This is a genomic window from Marinobacterium aestuarii (genome assembly GCF_001651805.1).
Taxonomy (GTDB): domain Bacteria; phylum Pseudomonadota; class Gammaproteobacteria; order Pseudomonadales; family Balneatricaceae; genus Marinobacterium_A; species Marinobacterium_A aestuarii.
The window spans coordinates 4910796-4927580 of record NZ_CP015839.1; the positions used below are offsets into that span (position 1 = coordinate 4910796).

Consider the following 16785-nt stretch of genomic DNA (forward strand, 5'->3'; position numbering starts at 1 on the left):
GCTGCTATTGTTCCACACTTCACGAATTCCGCAAACTCCACTCACAACAGCAATTTACAGCGCCTGTCGGTGTTTGAAAGGCCGCCCCGGACACTCTATGATCGGCCTTTTGTATCCAAGGGGAGCACAACCTTGAGCCTGGCCATTTTTGATCTGGACAATACCCTGTTAAACGGCGACAGCGATCATGCCTGGGGCGAGTTTTTGTGCGCCCAGGGCCTCGTCGACGCCACCGAGTACAAGCAGGCCAACGACCGCTTCTATCAGCAGTACAAGACCGGCACCATGGACATCTTCGAATTCCTGGAATTTGCCCTGCGCCCGCTGGCCCAGCATTCGACGCAGCAGCTACAGCAGTGGCACGACCTCTTCATGCAGCAGTGCGTCGAACCCATGATGCTGCCCAAGGCGCTAAAACTTCTGGCTGATCACCGCGCCCGTGGTGACTTTCTGCTGATCATCACGGCCACCAACCATTTCGTGACCTCACCCATCGCCCGCAAGCTGGGTGTCGATGCCCTGCTGGCCACAGATCCCGAGATGGAAGACGGGCGCTATACCGGCAAGGTCGCGGGCACGCCCTGCTTTCGCGAAGGCAAGGTGGAGCGCCTGCACCACTGGCTGCAGCACAACAAGCACACACTGCAAGGCAGCTATTTCTACAGCGACTCGCAGAATGACCTGCCACTGCTGGAGCTGGTGGAGAATCCTGTCGCGGTGGATGCCGATGAAATACTGACACGCACCGCGACCGAGCGCGGCTGGCCGGTCATCAGCCTGCGGGACTAAGAACGCCGATTTAGAAGTGGCGAGACGAGGCCGCGTGAGGCGGCGCGGATAGTGTATCCGCACCGTCTCAGCGCCCTGGAATACTGCCGAAAAGCGTTAGCGAGGCCGCTAGCGCAGGTCGCTTTTCAGGGGCAGGGATAGGTATAACGGGCGTGAATGGCTTCAATCTGCGCCAGCATGTCGTCGCTCAATACCAGATCCAGCGACGCTATATTGCTGCGCAGCTGATCCATTTTCGAGGCGCCGATAATATTGCTACCCAGGAAAGGCCGGCCATTGACGTAGGCCAGCGCCATCTGTGATGGATCGAGCCCGGCATCCTGCGCCAGTGCCACATAGGCCCGGGTCGCCGCCTGGCCCTGCTCGGTCAGATAGCGCTGATAGTTGGGGTACAGCTTGAGGCGCGAGCCGTCTGGCCTGGCACCGTCCAGATACTTGCCACTGAGCACACCAAAGGCCAACGGCGAATAGGCCAGCAGGTCGACATTTTCGCGCAGCATCACTTCGGCAAGCCCCACTTCCAGGCTGCGGTTCAGCAGACTGTAGGGGTTCTGCACCGAGACGACCTGCGGCAAATCCAGCTTGTCGGCCAGGCGCAAGAACTCCATCGTGCCCCAGGCCGTCTCATTCGACAGGCCGACATAACGCACCCGGCCGTCATCCACCAGCACCTTCAGAGCCCGCAGCGTTTCTTCCATCGCCACACCGTCAGCGGCAGCATCCCCTGGCACATATCCCAGCTGACCAAAGAAATTACTTTGTCGCTCGGGCCAGTGCAGCTGATACAGATCGACATAATCGGTCTGCAGACGACGCAGGCTGCCCTCTATGGCATCCCGGATACTGGCCGCACTCAGTCCCACATCCGGGCGAATATAACGGCACAGATCACCGGGACCGGTCACCTTGGTGGCCACAATCATCTGCTCGCGATTGCCGCGTGCCTGCATCCAGCGACCTACAACCGCCTCGCTGGCGCCCTGATAATCAGGCGATGTGGGCACCGGATACATTTCTGCCGTATCCAGAAAATTCACCCCGGCAGCGGCGGCATAATCCAGCTGCTCCCAGGCTTCGGCTTCGGTATTCTGACTACCGAAGGTCATGGTGCCCAGCGCGATACGGCTGACCCTGAGGTCGCTGCCACCCAGCATTTTGTACTGCATCCTGCGTATCTCCCTCCAGCGGATCCAAGATTGTGATCAGCCCTGGGGCTGATCTATCGGGTCTTAGCTTACCGGCAACACCCGCACAAACAGGGCTTTCAGATAATCCGTTTCCGGAATCGCCGGGTGCAGCGGGTGATCCGCGCCCTGGTGACCCTGATCGAAAATCTGTGAGTTACGGTCGAGCTCGCGGCTGTTGCTGCGAATAATATCCACCAGGCTCTCACGCTGCAGATGCATGGAGCAGGAAGCCGACACCAGCACACCCTCGCGGCTCAGCAGACGCATGGCAAAGTTGTTGATACGGGCGTAGGCGCGCTCACCGTTGCGGATATCCTTTTTCTTCTGGATAAAGGCCGGTGGATCCACAATCACCACGTCGTAACGCTCTTTCTCCGCCACCAGCGCCTTGCAGATATCAAAGGCATCGCCGTGCAGCGGATCGAAACGATCTTCCTTGCCATTCAGTCGGGCATTTTCCCGCGCCACATCCAGTGCAAAGTGCGAGGCATCCACGCAGCTGACCATCTCGGCACCGGCCGCCAGCGCCTGCACGCCCCAACCGCCAACATAACTGAACAGGTCCAGCACGCGCTTGCCTTTAACCAGCTCCTGCATACGGGCACGGTTGACCCGATGATCGTAGAACCAGCCCGTTTTCTGGCCACGCTGCAGCGGCGCCAGCAAGGACACGCCGTTTTCGATCAGCGGGCTGAGCTCAGCAATTTCGCCCTGTACCACCTCGACATAGGTTTCGAGGCCTTCCATTTCACGCATCTTGCCGTCATTGCGCAGCAGTATGGCTTCAGGCTTGAAGACCTTGTTCAGCGCCGCGACGATTTCTTCGATCACCGCCTCCATGCCGGCGGTGGAAATCTGCACCACGAAGATATCGTGAAAGCGATCAATCACCAGCCCCGACAAACCATCGGAATCACCATAGACCAATCGGTAGCAGGGCTCTTTGAAGCACATCTCACGCAGAGACAGTGCCACATTGAGGCGATGTACCAGCAGGGAGCGGTCCAGCTTGTAATCCAGATCGCGGCTCACCAGGCGGCCGCAGATCAGAGTATTGGGATTGACGTAGGCCACGCCCAGCGCCTTGCCACGATCGGACTCAACCACCACCTGTTCGCCGGCCGCGAAGCTCTTGAGCGGTGATTTCTGATTATCGACCTCGTTGCTGTAAATCCAGAGATGACCACCGCGCAGGCGTTTCTCGGCACCCGGTTTGAGGCATAAGCGTTTCAGTGACATATCTATGACTACATTTCCTGAGGTCTTGCCGGCACCCGGGTCTGCTGACCGGCACCGCGCTTGAATGTGAAAATGACTGTCCCGGCCAGTGGGCCGGGACAGTCAGGCGGCCACGCAGGCCTCCGGGATCAGATCCCCTGGATCAGGCTTCGGCTTCGCACAGCTCGTTATAACCATCGGCGTCGAGCAGCTCATCCAGTTCCACTGTATCGGACAGCTTCATGCGGAAGAACCAGCCATCGCCAAAGGGGTCGCTGTTAACCAGTTCAGGAGAGTCTTCGAGGTCTTCATTGATCGCAACCACTTCGCCGGACAGCGGCGCATAGATGTCCGATGCCGCCTTGACCGACTCGACCACACCGGCGTCATCACCGGCGGACAGCTGAGCGCCCACATCCGGCAGCTCGACGAACACTACATCACCCAGCAAATCCTGCGCATGGTGAGTAACGCCAATAGTCACGGTACCGTCATCCTCGACGCGAACCCATTCGTGGCTGGCGACGTATTTCAATTCAGCTGGAATCTCACTCATTTCCGTTTCCTACCCTTCTCAGGATTGCGAGTTTTATTAATCCGGCGCCTGCCAGGCAGCCCCGAATGCGGGTGCTGCTGCAACACAGCACCGAAACCGGTACATTTAACGCCCTGCGTCAGAGAGCCTCTCCAGAGCGCATCAATTGGCCCAGTATAGACATAAATCAGCCAGACTCCGCGGGCCTGCGCACCTTGTCTTGCCGCCGTAGCCGGGCCCCGCCACGGGGGACGCCAATGTATAGACTATCCCGCAGCAGATCAATCGCCGCAGGGGCGCCGGGCCCGCGCAGGCAGCTCGCCCGATAGGCCCATGGCCACCAGCGCCAGATGATTTTTCACCGCGCCCAAGCGATCAAAACACTGCATGCCGAAATTTCGCCCCAGCACCAGCAGCGGCTGCTGGCTCTCGAACAGGCGCTTGAAGCCCTCCATGCCGGCCGCCATCTGCAGGTTCTCACCCTGACGCCTGCGCTGATAGCGACGCAGAATCCGCGGCGCACCTATATCATCCCCCCGGGCCGCCGCCGCTTCGACAACCTCCGCCAGTACCGCCGCATCCAGCAGACCCAGGTTCACGCCCTGACCCGCCAGCGGATGAATCGTGTGGGCCGCATCACCGATAGCGGCGAAAGCCTCCTGCACATACCGCTTGGCATGGCGCTGGCGCAGCGGGAAGCTGTGGCGCTGATCGGCCCATTCCACTGCACCCAGGCGGCCTTCGAAAGCCCGTTCCAGCGCCTTGCAGAAAGCCGCATCCTCAAGCCCCATCAACTCACGCACATGCTCCGGCGAGGTCGACCAGACAATCGAGCTCAAATGATCGTCGGCGTCATCGCGTAGCGGCAGGAACGCCAGCGGGCCATCATCGGTAAAACGCTGCCAGGCGGTAGCGCCATTGCTGCGCTCGGTGCGCACGGTGGTCACGATGGCGTGATGACCATAATCCCACTCCCAGGTCGGCAGGGCCGCCAGTTGCCTGGTACGTGACAGCGCACCATCCGCTGCGACCACCAGGCGGCTACGCACTCTTTGGCCATCCGACAGAGACAGCTCGCGCCAGAAACCGGCAGCAGCGGTACGGGGCTCGGACAGCGCCTGCACCTCTACGCCTTCAAGCAGGCGAATATGCGGCTGTTCGGCCAAGGTCGTGCGCAACCCCGCCAGAATGACGCGGTTCTCAACAATATGCCCCAGATAGGGTTCATGCAGGTCGGCGGCGCTAAAGTGCGTGCGGCCGGTACCTTCACCATCCCAGACATCCATATGGGTGTAGGGACTCAGGCGCAGCGACTGCATCACCGGCCAGGCATCCACCGAGCGCAGAATCTGCTCGGAGGCACAGGTCAGCGCACTCACTCGCGCATCAAACCCCTGCCCCGCAGCCTCCTGCACCTGCTGTAGCAGACTCTGCGACTGCGCCGGCCGGCTCTCCAGCAACATAATGCTGAGGCCCGAGTCACGCAGCGCCAGCGCCGCCGTCAAACCCACCATACCGGCGCCGACGATCACCAGATCAACATCCATCGTTTCGCTCATGAGCGCCCCTCCCAGGGCTGCAGCACCGGCGCCGGTGTATCCAGCCCCATGGCGCTGCGGGCGAACAGGGTCTTGCCCGTCGGGCAGATATCCAGCGCCTGCAGCCCCAGATTGCGCCCCAGGGTCAGCAGCGGGTTGCGACTGGTGAACAGTTTCATGGTGCCATCGCTAAAGCCTATGGTGCGCTGCTGATCGCTGCGCATCTGCTCATGGTAGCTCTGCAGTACCGCCAGATCACCCAGCGAGCGGCCCTGTTTCTTGGCAGCAATCAGATGGTCCGCCAGGCTGACGAGGCCGCGCAGCGCAAGATTGTAGCCCTGCCCCGCGATCGGGTGCAGCGCATGGGCCGCATTACCCAGCACGACCAGACCCGCCCGCACCTGCTCTTCCGCCAGTACCAGCTGCAACGGATAGGCATGGCGCTCGCCTACCTGTACAAAGCGGCCGGCGCGATAGCCAAAGCGTTGCTGCAGCTGCGCCAGAAAGTCGGCATCATCCATCTCCATCAGCGCCTGGGTATCGCCATCCGACAGCGTCCAGACCAGCCCGCAGCGGTGCAGGGCAGCCTGATCCTGCAACGGCAGCAACGCCATGGGACCCTGATCGGTAAAGCGCTCATAAGCGACGCCACCGTGCGGCCTATCCGGACTGACGTTGGCGATCAGTGCATGCTGCTCATAGGCGCTGTAGCGATAGCCAATGCCCAGGCGCTCACGCAACTCGGAACGCCCGCCATCGGCCATGACCACCAGTTCGCAGCTCAGCCTTGTTGCACGGCCATCCTGATTGACCGTAACGCTCATCTGGCCGTCGCCGGGGATAATTTCCGCCACTTCGGCCGGGCAGAGATAATCAATGCGGCCGCACTCGGGTTGCTGCAACCGATTCAGCAGCACCTGCCCGAGCCACTGATTCTCAACCACATAACCCAGTGCCGGCACCCGTTGCTGCGCGGCATTGAGGCGCGAAGCCCCAAAGTGGCCGCGGTCAGAAACATGAATTTCGCTGATAGGGGTGATGTGCTGCGCCAGCATCTGCCAGATACCCATGCGCTCATAGGCACTGCGACTGCCATAGGCCAGCGCCGTGGCACGGGCGTCGTAACTGGGTTGATAGGCCAGGTCATCCGTGCGCAGCGGCACGGGCTCGACAATAGCAATGTCCAGCCCCAGCGTCCGGGCCGCGGGTGCCAGGGCGCAGGCCAGACTCGCGCCCACCATGCCGCCGCCAACGATAATCAGGTCATAATGCGGTTTCATCAGGAGTGTTGGGCCCTTGCCATCAGCTGCTCTATCTCGGTCACCGACTTGGGCGCCGCCGCGCTCAGCACTTCACTGCCGGTTTCGGTCACCAGCACGTCATCTTCAATGCGGATACCTATGCCACGCCAGCGCGGCTCGACCCGCTCATTATGGGGTGAAACATAGAGCCCAGGCTCCACCGTCATCACCATGCCGGGCTGCAACGGGCGCCATTCACCGGCAACGCGGTAGTCGCCGACATCATGTACATCCATGCCCAGCCAGTGCCCCAGCCGGTGCATGTAGAACTCGCGATAGGCACCGGCTTCGATCAGCACATCGACCTCGCCTTCCAGCAACCCCAGCTCAACCAGGCCTGCGGTGAGCATCTGCACCGACAGGTCATGCACTTCATTCCAGAGCACACCGGGACGCACCAGCTCGATGCAGGCCAACTGCGTGCGCAGCACCAGTTCATACAGCTGCTTTTGCTCGGGGCCAAAGCGGCCGTCCACCGGGAAGGTGCGGGTAATGTCGCCGGCGTAGTATTCCAGCTCGCAGCCCGCATCGATCAGCACCAGATCACCAGCACGCAACTGGTCTCGGTTCTCGGTGTAGTGCAGTATGCAGCCGTTGGCGCCGCCGCCCACGATGGAGGAATAGGCCGGCAGATGGCAGCCGTGCATGGCAAAGTGATGGCTAATTTCCGCCTCGAGCTGATATTCGAACAGACCGGGCCTGCAGCGCTGCATGGCGCGCTCATGCGCCTTGGCTGAAATGCTCCCGGCTTCTCGCATAAGGCCAATTTCGGCCTCGGACTTGAACAATCGCAGCTCGTGCAGCAACGGATCCAGCATCAGCAGTTCGACCGGCGCCACGGCACCCTGGCGGGAGCGCGAGCGCACCGTCTTGAGCCACTGCCGCACACGGCCATCAAAAGCCTCATCAGTGCCGATGGAGTAGCAGATGCTGCGGTGACCATCGAGCAGCTCCGGCAAGCGCTGATCGATCTCCGCCACGGCATGGGCCTCGTCGGCGCCATAGTGCTGTACCACGCCTTCAGGTCCGGTACGGTAGCCGTGCCAGATTTCCATTTCCGCATCCCGTCCCTGGCAAAACAGCACCGTCTCGCCATCGCTGCGACCGGGCAACAGCACCAGCACGGCATCCGGCTCATTGAAGCCGGTGAGATAATAGAAGTCGCTGTCCTGACGGAAAGGGTACTCGACATCCCGGTTGCGGGTCTGCATGGAAGCCCCGGGAACTATGGCAAGGCCGCCGGCCGGCAGTTGTGCCATCAGGCGCGTACGGCGGGCGGCAAACTCGCTCTGGGGCAGGCGTGATGTCATCATCAGTGCAGCGTCTGGGGTGCGGCCGGCTCAGCGGGGCTGTCGTCCGGCGTTGTGTTGCATTCGGCAAACAGCATCAGCGCCGCCATCCGGACGTACTCTTCCACCTGCATCAGGTTGGACTCGCCCTCTTCACCGTCGTCGTCATCGGCCACAATCTGGGAAATTTCACTCAGATCGCTCAGCACCTCGCGGGATTCCTGCGACAGACTGTCATCGGTCTGCTTGCCGTACTGGCCGAACCCGCTCAGAAAGCCCTGACACCACTGCCCCAGGCAGGCCGCACGTAGCGACAGCAGTTCATCGTCATCCGGCAGCATGAGATCAAAATCGAGTTCAGTGCCCTCAAGCTGCGCCAGCGCCTGCCCAAACATCTCCAGCACCCGCACCTTGGACGCTTCCTGGGTAAAGTCGCCGATCTCCAGAAAGGTCGCGGCCAGTTGCAGCCAGGCGGCAGGGTCGGGCCTTGCACCCGCCACCAGGCAGCCGCTCAGCAGACCATGCAGTTCAGCCGGGGATATTTCCTGTACACCTTCGCCGACAAGCACATTGGCAATGTCATCAAAATCAGCCGGGGCGGCGTGGTTTTCGGTATCTGCTATCATCAGTCTTCGCTCAATTCCTGCGGACGTGTACCAGGTCACGACCAGGGGTTCTCTGTTGCCAATATCCTAGCAGCCTGACCGGTTTAACACTATTGCACAGCGGCGCCTGAGAGGGCCTTTCATTGACCCTTAACCAAGCGCTGTTTATATTTCCCCCTTGATCACATTGCCGGGACTGAGCATGAACGACCACTATTTCAACGCCCTGGAACGAAAAATCGATCAGCTGCTCGATCACTGTCACCGGCTGGAACAGGAAAACCAGCGACTGCGTTCACAGGAAACGCAATTAAAGGATGAACGTGCCCGTCTGTTGCAACTCAATGACCAGACCCGCAGCAAAGTCGAATCAATGATTCAGCGACTCAAGGCACTGGAGCAAAATGCATGAGCAAAACCGACGCACACAAGGTCACGATCAAGCTGCTCGACAAGGAATACATGATTGCCTGCCCCGAGGGGGCTGAAGCCGAACTGCTGACCTCGGCCGACTACCTTGATCAGAAAATGCGCGACATTCGTGGCAACGGCAAAACGGTTGGGCTGGAGCGAGTCGCGGTCATGGCGGCGCTGAACATCGCCCATGAGCTGCTCAGAAGCCATGCTGACAGTCAGCAGCATATTGAAGACCAGGTGCGCCACCTGGGCAGCAAGATTGATCAGTCCCTGAGCCGCTCGAAGCTCGAAAATCGCGAACCCGGTGACTGAAAATTCTTCATGGCGAAAAAATTGTTTAAATATCAACCAAATAAAAACGCGCTTAGCTAAATTGAATTAAATTTCAAGTCCTGACATCCAATTGCAGACGCGTATAATGGTAACCACTCCCTGGGGTGTTCGACAGGCGTTCAAGTCCCTCGAGCCGATAAGTACACCCCTGGAGGCCTTCTGTGATGCTGGTGAGCATGTCCGTTTAGCGGAAAGCCTGATGCATTCGAAGGCCCCCACCTTGAACCTTAGGGTTCAGGGCCACGATCGTTACCGGCACTCCCGGGGAGCCCTTCCAGATTATTGCCCATGTCCTTACCTACACCTGATCAACGCCAGCTTCTGAGGCGTGAAATGCGCAGCCGCCGCCGAGCCCTTAGCGCCCGACAGCAGCGCGAAGCCGCACGCAAGCTGCTGGCCAACCTGCGCCGACTGCCCGCCTTTCATCGCGCCCGACATATTGCACTCTACCTGCCCAATGATGGCGAAATTGACCCTACCCCGGTAATCGAACTCTGCTGGCGCCAGGGCAAGCAGGTTTACCTTCCGGTGCTGCACCCTATTCGCCACAACCGACTCTGGTTTGTGCCTTATGATCGCAATACTCCCATGCAGCGCAATATCTACCGCATTCTGGAACCCAAACTCAGGGGAGCGCCCAAGCGACCGCCCCAGGCGCTGGATCTGGTATTGCTGCCACTGGTTGCGTTTGATGCCAGCGGTGCCCGCATGGGTATGGGAGGGGGTTATTACGATCGCACCTTCAGCTTTAAACAGCGCAAAGGTCCGCAGGGGCCGAAACTGATCGGCCTGGCGCATGATATTCAGAGGGTGGACGAACTACCCGTTGCAAGCTGGGACATACCGCTTGCGGGCATAGTGACGGATTGTCGCGGCTACAGGCTGTAGTCGCAGCAACTCAGCTGTTGCTGAAGACCTGTTCGACCAGCGCAGCGAACTGAAAGTCGCTTTGCGAAACACCGGTCATGATTGAACCGATGAGAAAGACCATAACGATCACCATCATCAGATCCGGACCATTTTTCATACGCCGCATTTATCCTCTTATCAGGTAAGAAGGAGCAGCCGTTGTAATAACTGTATGCGGCAACTCCGAGAATCAGAATGCCGTGTAGTGTTCCATACTGCAGCAATATTGCAACAACTGCCGGCTATTTTTTTAAATTGTCGGCCGTAACACGGGTTTATTTAGCCTTCAATGCAAAAAAACCGCGCTATTCTCCAGCAACTCGATTCCAAGCCTGTTTAAAAACCATGGAAGCGCCAGAGATTAACCCGGCATGGGGTAAAAGCGCTGTCGTCGCACAACCGTATAGAACCCCGAAAAAAGCCACCTTCAAGTTCAGGTCAACCAACCCAACATGAGCGGAATTGTTAGTGCGGACAGCAGCGTCTGACCGGTGATGATCGCCGCCATCATGGCGGCGTCGCCCCCGAGCTGGCGCGCCAGAATATAGGCGGAGCTGGCAGTGGGCAGCGCAGCAAACAAAATCAGCAGATTGCGGGTCTGATCCCCCAGCGAAAGCAGTTGCGCCAGCCCCAGCGCCAGCAGCGGCAACAGCAACAGCTTGATGACCGACGCCCCCAGCAACGCCGGCCCAACCGCTCGCAAGGCCTTCAGGCTCAGCCCGGCACCCACCGCCAGCAGCCCCAGCGGCAACGCCATCTGCCCCAGCAGTTCAGCCACCGGACGCACCATCAGCGGCATGCCAATGCCGCTGTAATTGAGCAGCAGGCCGAGCACCGACGCCAGAATCAGTGGATTGCGCACCAGGTTGCGCAGCACCGGACGCAACCCCGGGGATCCGCCAGCATGAAACGCAAACGCCAGTACACAGAACACGTTCAGCAGCAAAATCATAAAGGCGATGATAACCGCCGACACTGCCAGTGCCGAATCGCCGTAAATCGCCGCGACCATCGCCAGCCCGACGTAGGTATTGAAGCGCACGCCACCCTGATAAAAGGAGGTAAATTCAGCGCCGTCGAGCTTTAGCAACGGCCGTAACAGATAGCACAGCAGCGTGCCGCCCAGCAGCAACAGCAGGATAGCGAGGCCAAGACCGCCAATGGGCACATCACTGATATCCGCCTGACTCAAACGGGCCACCAGCAGCACAGGGAAAAGCACGAAATAGGTCGCCTTCTCCGCCAGCGGCCAGAAGTCCTCGCCGGGAAAACTATAACGGCGCGCCAGTACGCCCAGCATCAGCAATGCGAACACGGGCCACAGCATTATCAACACATCGAACATGACATCAGCTCCCTGCCATCCAACTAATACACACCTGGAAACACTGCACAGCGCCCCCTCAGGCGAGCGGCCGCTTTGCTCTTGCGACCCGGACACAAACCGGACACACTCAGGACTGGGCGCCGGCGCTGCCCGACAAGGGACAGCCCGCACTATTGCGCACGCCGGCCGACTCTGCGGCCCGCGCGCTGGGTAACTGCATACAGGAGCGTAACATGATGACATCCCTGGTATTAACCGTCATCGGCCCGGACAAACCCGGCTTGGTGGAAATATTGTCCCAGACCATTGCCCGCCATAACGGCAACTGGCTTGAGTCCGGCATGTCGCGTCTGGGCGGCAAGTTTGCCGGTATTCTGATCGTCAGCGTTCCGGCGGACGACGCCAGCGCTCTGGAGCAGGCGCTGAGTGCGCTACAGGGCCAGGGCCTCAAGGTCATGACCGAGCGCAATGACGATGCCGCCAGCGACACCGGCCGCAGCCCTATGCAGCTTGAACTGGTAGGCCATGACAAGCCCGGCATTGTACGGGAGATTGCTCAGGCACTGGCCGCGCGGAACATCAACGTGGAGAGTCTGGATACGGAACTTACTTCCGGCTCCATGTCCGGCGAGCAGCTGTTCAAGGCTCAGGCGAGCCTGCTGGCTCCCGAAGGGCTGGATATAGACGAACTGCAGCTGGCGCTGGAAGCCATCGCCAGTGATCTGATGGTGGACATCACTCTGAATTAAAGGCCCCACCCCGGCGGACTTTAAAAGCCCGCCGGGGTCGGCTTGGAACACCGCTGCGTTTATGCCACGTCGCCGCGCGTCGCCAGCAGTTCATGCCCACGCACCACGGCTGCACGCACCTGGTTCGGTGCAGTACCGCCAATATGGTCACGCGCCGCCACTGAGCCTTCCAGCGTCAGCACCTCGAACACATCGGCATCGATCTCCGCGGAGAACTGCTGCAGCTCAACCAGCGTCATCTCGCTCAGATCCCGTCCTTCGGCAATACCAAAGGCCACCGACTTGCCGACAATTTCGTGGGCATCACGGAAGGCCACGCCCTTGCGCACCAGGTAGTCCGCCAGATCAGTGGCGGTAGCGAAGCCGCGCATGGCGGCGTTGCGCATGCTGTCCTTGCGGGATTCCAGCGCTGGCACCATATCGGCGAAGGCACGCAGGCAGCCATTAACGGTGTCGATGGTATCGAACAGCGGCTCCTTGTCTTCCTGGTTGTCCTTGTTGTAGGCCAGCGGCTGGGATTTCATCAGTGTCAGCAGCGACATCAGGTGCCCATACACGCGCCCGCTCTTGCCTCGCACCAGCTCCGGCACGTCCGGATTTTTCTTCTGCGGCATGATCGACGATCCGGTGCAGAAACGATCCGGCAGGTTGATGAAGTCAAACTGCGCCGACGCCCAGAGCACCAGTTCCTCGGACATGCGACTCATATGCATCAGCAGTATGCTGGAGGCTGCACAGAACTCGATGGCGAAGTCCCGATCCGACACGGCATCCAGGGAGTTACCCGCCGGCGCCGAGAAGCTCAGCAGCTCGCAGGTCATGTTGCGGTCAATCGGGTAGGTCGTGCCGGCCAGCGCTGCGGCGCCCAGCGGCATGATGTTCACACGCTTGCGGCAGTCGACAAAGCGCTCGTAGTCCCGGCTCAGCATTTCGAACCAGGCCATGACGTGGTGGCCAAAGGTCACCGGCTGGGCGGTCTGCAGATGGGTAAAGCCCGGCATTATAGTGTCGACTTCGCGCTCGGCCAGGCTCAGCATGCCCTGCTGCAGACGGCTGATTTCGGCCAGAATGCGGTCAATCTCGGTGCGGACATAGAGCCGAATATCGGTGGCAACCTGGTCATTACGCGAACGGCCGGTATGTAGTTTTTTGCCGGTAATACCGATTTTCTGGGTCAGCGCCGCCTCAATGTTCATGTGCACATCTTCCAGCGCAATGGACCACTCGAAGGTACCGCGTTCGATTTCGACACGGATCTCGCCCAGGCCACGAATAATGTCGTCGCGCTCGGCGTCGGTCAGTACACCGGCGGCGGTAAGCATCTTGGCATGGGCGATGGAACCCTGAATGTCCTGCAGGTACATGCGCTGATCAAACTCAACGGATGCGGTAAAACGGGCGACGAAGGCATCGGTCGGCTCGCTGAAACGACCGCCCCATTGCTGATTGGTTTTGTTGCTCATCAGGAAAACCTCTGACTGGAGTGACCACCGGGCCTCCGGCAGCTGAAACTGGTGGCGAATTATAACATCTTTAACAAGCAAATCCTGAGCCGCAGCCATCGGCTTTTCGCAGCACCGGTCCAGAGTGTCGGGGGGATCTGTTACAATCGCTGCAACCCCATTCAGGACCCGGCGCAAGACCCGGGACAGTCAAAACGAGAGCCTGATGAATACCGATAAAATTCGCATCGCCACCCGCAAAAGCCTGCTCGCCCTGTGGCAGGCCGAGTACGTCAAAGCCGAACTGGAACGCCACCACCCCGGCATTGAAGTCGAGCTTATCGGCTTCACCACCCGCGGCGACAAGATCCTCGACACCCCGCTGGCCAAGGTGGGCGGCAAGGGTCTGTTCGTCAAGGAGCTGGAGAATGCCATGCTGGACGGCGACGCCGATATCGCCGTTCACTCCATGAAGGACGTGCCTATGGAATTCCCCGAAGGCCTGGGCCTTGCGGTCATTTGCCCGCGGGAAGATCCCACCGATGCCTTTGTCTCCAATACCTACAGCAGTGTGGATGATCTGCCCGCCGGTGCCGTGGTCGGCACCTCGTCGCTGCGGCGCGAGTCGCAGCTACGGGCACGACGCCCGGATCTGGTGATTCGCAGCCTGCGCGGCAATGTACAGACACGACTGCGCAAGCTCGACGAAGGCGAGTTCGATGCCATCATTCTGGCCAGCGCCGGGCTGATTCGCCTCGAACTGCAGGATCGGATCCGTGTCGCCATGCCCGCCGAAGAAAGCCTGCCGGCCGGCGGCCAGGGCGCTGTCGGGATCGAGTGTCGCCTCAACGACCAGCGCACCCGTGACCTGCTGGCACCGCTGCACCATCAGCCCAGCGCCTGGTGCGTGGAAGCCGAGCGCGCCATGAACCGGCGCCTCGAAGGCGGCTGCCAGGTGCCCATCGCCTGCTTCGCCACCCTCAATGACACCCAGGACGCGCTCTGGCTGCGCGGTCTGGTGGCCAGCCCCGACGGCACCCAGGTGCTGACCGACGAAATCCAGGGCACACCCGCACAGGGCCGGGCAATGGGCATTGAATTGGCGGAACGCCTGCTGGCCGCCGGCGCCGATCGCATTCTGGCCGCCGTTTATGACCAGAATGCCGACTGAACAGCGCCAGCCTGGCCCGCTCAGCGGCCAGCGGATTCTGGTAACGAGACCCAGTCACCAGGCACAGCAGCAGGCTGAGCTGCTGCGCGCCCAGGGCGCGGAAGCTGTGCTGCTGCCGCTGCTGAACATAGAGCCGCTGGCAGAACCGGATCCGGCCTTCAGTCACGCCAAACGCTGTGTGCTGGATCTGGATCTGTACCACGCCGTGATCGTGATCAGCGCCAACGCCGCCCGTCTGGGTATCGATCTGGTGGACGAATACTGGCCGCAGCTGCCTGTCGGGATTCACTGGATGGCCATCGGTGCCAGCACTGCCGCCCATCTGCACGACTACGGCATGGACGCCCGCCACAGCAGCAGCGGCTACGACTCCGAGACGCTGTTGCAGGCGCCAGAACTGCAACAGGTCGCGGGGCTGCGCATCCTGATCCTGCGCGGTGACAGTGGCCGCGAGACACTCGCCAGCGAGCTGCAGGCCCGTGGCGCCCGGGTTGATCAGGCCATACTGTACCGCCGCGCCCGGCCGCGGCTGAGCCCGGCCTGCATCGAAAGTGCTATTTATGCCCTACCCTTATCCGCTATCCTGATCACCAGTGGCGAAAGCCTGAGTAACCTTGTCGCACTGGCAAAGCAGGTAGGGAATTCCGAGGGACTGGCACAACTGCTGCGGTGTCCGCTGGTGATTCCAAGCCAGCGAATCGCGACCCTGGCCCGCGAGGCCGGCTTTAAACAGGTTATTCTTGCTAGCGGCCCCGACGACCAGAGCATGATCGGGGCGCTGTTGACTAAAATCGACGCGGAAAAAGACTGATGAGCGACGCAGGGAATAGAAACAAAGAAAACCGGACACCTGAAATCATCGACGCCGAAGTAACCGAGGTGCCGACACAGAATCCGCCCAAGTCCGCGGATAGCCCCGAAAAAGCAAAATCAGCCAGCCGCTGGCCAGCACTGGCCGCACTGGTGCTGTCGATTATCGCCCTGGTGCTGATCGGCTATCTGGGCTGGCAGGGCTGGCAATGGCAACAGGGCAACGCCCAGGCATTGCAACAGATCAGCGAGCAGGCCTACAGCGCCCAGGCCGATGGCCAGGCGCAGCTGACGCAGGAAATCGACAGCCTGCAGCAGCAGATGGCGACGCTTAAGTCCCAGGCCCAGACCGACAAGAGCGGCATTGAGGCACTGCAGGAACGACTGACCCAGAGCATTCAGCAGGTCATGTCGGGCCAGCAAAGCTCGCGCAAGGACTGGCTGCTGGCGGAAGTTGAATACCTGCTGCGCCTCGCCAACCAGCGCGTGCTGATGGAACAGACCACCGACGGCGCGCTCAAGCTGCTTAAGTCCGCCGACCTGATTCTGAAAGAAACCGACGATGTGTCAATCTACGACGTGCGCAAGGCCCTGGCCGCGGACATTGCCGCCCTCGAGTCGGTACCGCGTCTGGATACCGAAGGCGCCTTCCTGCAACTGGGCGCACTCAACACCCAGGTCGACCGCCTGAACCTGGTGCCGGTCACCAACAAGCGCGAACTGCCTGCCCTGCTCGAACAGATCACGCCGGACAGCGTATCCGAGTCCTGGACCCAGGGCCTCAAGGCCTCCCTGGACGGCGCCATAAGCAAGTTCGAACAGCTCATCATCATTCAGCACCGCGACGAGCCGGTGGAACCCCTGCTCTCGCCCGAGCAGCACTTCTTCCTGCAGCAGAATCTGCACCTGATGCTGGAACAGGCACAGCTCGCACTGTTGCAGCGCAAGCAGAATGCCTACGATAGCGCACTGGGCAAGGCGGAAAACTGGATCGATACCTACTTCGACCCGCAGGATGCCACCACCAATGCACTGCTGCGCGGTATTGCCGAACTCAAGCTGCTGCAGGTCTCACCCGAGGTGCCCGATATTTCCGGCTCACTCAATACCCTCAAGGCCTACCTGCAGCAAATGACCAAACTGAAGCAGGAAGGAGCCGCGTAAC

General features: G+C 60.4%; 18 protein-coding genes and 1 other RNA gene. 9 read left to right on the forward strand and 10 right to left on the reverse strand.

The genetic code is table 11. The features are described 5' to 3' along the window. Positions 1 to 132: 132 nt before the first annotated feature. Positions 133 to 789, forward strand: a complete 657-nt coding sequence (locus tag A8C75_RS21595; protein ID WP_067386451.1) for a histidinol-phosphatase — start codon at positions 133 to 135, stop codon at positions 787 to 789. A gap of 125 nt (positions 790 to 914) precedes the next feature. On the opposite strand, the gene A8C75_RS21600 is transcribed toward A8C75_RS21595, so the two are convergent. The 7 genes from A8C75_RS21600 to A8C75_RS21630 form a co-directional block, all read right to left on the reverse strand. Next, positions 915 to 1955, reverse strand: a complete 1041-nt coding sequence (locus A8C75_RS21600; RefSeq protein ID WP_067386453.1) for an NADP(H)-dependent aldo-keto reductase — start codon at positions 1953 to 1955, stop codon at positions 915 to 917. A gap of 63 nt (positions 1956 to 2018) precedes the next feature. Continuing rightward, positions 2019 to 3215, reverse strand: a complete 1197-nt coding sequence (locus A8C75_RS21605; RefSeq protein WP_067386455.1) for a class I SAM-dependent rRNA methyltransferase — start codon at positions 3213 to 3215, stop codon at positions 2019 to 2021. Between the two features lie 142 nt (positions 3216 to 3357). Beyond that, the gene (gene gcvH, locus A8C75_RS21610) at positions 3358 to 3750 is read right to left on the reverse strand and encodes a glycine cleavage system protein GcvH (protein WP_067386457.1); all 393 of its coding nucleotides are present in this window, start codon (positions 3748 to 3750) and stop codon (positions 3358 to 3360) included. A 260-nt stretch (positions 3751 to 4010) separates the two neighbouring features. After that, entirely contained in the window at positions 4011 to 5288 is a 1278-nt protein-coding gene (locus A8C75_RS21615; RefSeq protein ID WP_120785222.1) for an FAD-dependent monooxygenase, read from the reverse strand. Then, positions 5285 to 6547, reverse strand: coding sequence for a 2-octaprenyl-6-methoxyphenyl hydroxylase (gene ubiH, locus A8C75_RS21620; RefSeq protein WP_067386462.1), 1263 nt, complete (start codon positions 6545 to 6547; stop codon positions 5285 to 5287). The genes A8C75_RS21615 and ubiH overlap by 4 nt, the downstream gene beginning before the upstream one ends. Continuing rightward, positions 6547 to 7881, reverse strand: a complete 1335-nt coding sequence (pepP, locus tag A8C75_RS21625; protein WP_193788205.1) for a Xaa-Pro aminopeptidase — start codon at positions 7879 to 7881, stop codon at positions 6547 to 6549. The genes ubiH and pepP overlap by 1 nt, the downstream gene beginning before the upstream one ends. Continuing rightward, a complete protein-coding gene (locus A8C75_RS21630; protein WP_067386463.1) occupies positions 7881 to 8483 on the reverse strand; it encodes a UPF0149 family protein in 603 nt (200 codons plus the stop codon). Before A8C75_RS21630 ends, pepP begins: the two co-directional genes overlap by 1 nt. 181 nt (positions 8484 to 8664) lie before the next feature. Here A8C75_RS21630 and A8C75_RS21635 point away from each other — a divergent pair, with 181 nt between their 5' ends. From A8C75_RS21635 to A8C75_RS21650, 4 genes are all read left to right on the forward strand, one after another. Then, the gene (locus A8C75_RS21635; RefSeq protein ID WP_067290852.1) at positions 8665 to 8874 is read left to right on the forward strand and encodes a TIGR02449 family protein; all 210 of its coding nucleotides are present in this window, start codon (positions 8665 to 8667) and stop codon (positions 8872 to 8874) included. After that, entirely contained in the window at positions 8871 to 9191 is a 321-nt protein-coding gene (locus A8C75_RS21640) for a cell division protein ZapA (RefSeq protein ID WP_067386465.1), read from the forward strand. Before A8C75_RS21635 ends, A8C75_RS21640 begins: the two co-directional genes overlap by 4 nt. A gap of 114 nt (positions 9192 to 9305) precedes the next feature. Then, positions 9306 to 9484, forward strand: a non-coding RNA gene (gene ssrS, locus A8C75_RS21645) — 6S RNA. A 61-nt stretch (positions 9485 to 9545) separates the two neighbouring features. Beyond that, complete coding sequence (locus tag A8C75_RS21650; protein ID WP_236954763.1) at positions 9546 to 10100, forward strand: 5-formyltetrahydrofolate cyclo-ligase; 555 nt, start codon at positions 9546 to 9548, stop codon at positions 10098 to 10100. A 10-nt stretch (positions 10101 to 10110) separates the two neighbouring features. Here A8C75_RS21650 and A8C75_RS24055 read toward each other — a convergent pair whose 3' ends face one another. Both A8C75_RS24055 and A8C75_RS21655 read right to left on the reverse strand, forming a co-directional pair. Further along, positions 10111 to 10248 (reverse strand): hypothetical protein, encoded by a 138-nt coding sequence (locus A8C75_RS24055; RefSeq protein ID WP_227819981.1) that lies wholly within the window; start codon positions 10246 to 10248, stop codon positions 10111 to 10113. Between the two features lie 306 nt (positions 10249 to 10554). Beyond that, complete coding sequence (locus A8C75_RS21655) at positions 10555 to 11466, reverse strand: AEC family transporter (RefSeq protein WP_067386469.1); 912 nt, start codon at positions 11464 to 11466, stop codon at positions 10555 to 10557. Positions 11467 to 11681: 215 nt separating this feature from the next. On the opposite strand from A8C75_RS21655, the gene A8C75_RS21660 reads away from it, so the two are divergent. Then, on the forward strand, positions 11682 to 12197 hold the full coding sequence (locus A8C75_RS21660; protein WP_067386471.1) for a glycine cleavage system transcriptional repressor: 516 nt from the start codon (positions 11682 to 11684) through the stop codon (positions 12195 to 12197). Between the two features lie 59 nt (positions 12198 to 12256). Here the strand turns inward: A8C75_RS21660 and argH are convergent, their stop codons facing one another. Continuing rightward, positions 12257 to 13660 (reverse strand): argininosuccinate lyase, encoded by a 1404-nt coding sequence (gene argH, locus A8C75_RS21665; RefSeq protein WP_067387586.1) that lies wholly within the window; start codon positions 13658 to 13660, stop codon positions 12257 to 12259. Between the two features lie 205 nt (positions 13661 to 13865). On the opposite strand from argH, the gene hemC reads away from it, so the two are divergent. From hemC to A8C75_RS21680, 3 genes are read left to right on the forward strand one after another with little or no spacing between them, the layout of a single operon-like run. Beyond that, the gene (gene hemC, locus A8C75_RS21670) at positions 13866 to 14810 is read left to right on the forward strand and encodes a hydroxymethylbilane synthase (RefSeq protein WP_067386473.1); all 945 of its coding nucleotides are present in this window, start codon (positions 13866 to 13868) and stop codon (positions 14808 to 14810) included. Further along, positions 14791 to 15621 carry a uroporphyrinogen-III synthase gene (locus A8C75_RS21675; protein ID WP_227819982.1) on the forward strand — a complete coding sequence of 277 codons (831 nt, stop codon included), beginning with the start codon at positions 14791 to 14793 and terminating at the stop codon, positions 15619 to 15621. The genes hemC and A8C75_RS21675 overlap by 20 nt, the downstream gene beginning before the upstream one ends. Then, a complete protein-coding gene (locus A8C75_RS21680) occupies positions 15621 to 16784 on the forward strand; it encodes a uroporphyrinogen-III C-methyltransferase (RefSeq protein WP_067386478.1) in 1164 nt (387 codons plus the stop codon). The genes A8C75_RS21675 and A8C75_RS21680 overlap by 1 nt, the downstream gene beginning before the upstream one ends. Position 16785: the final 1 nt, after the last annotated feature.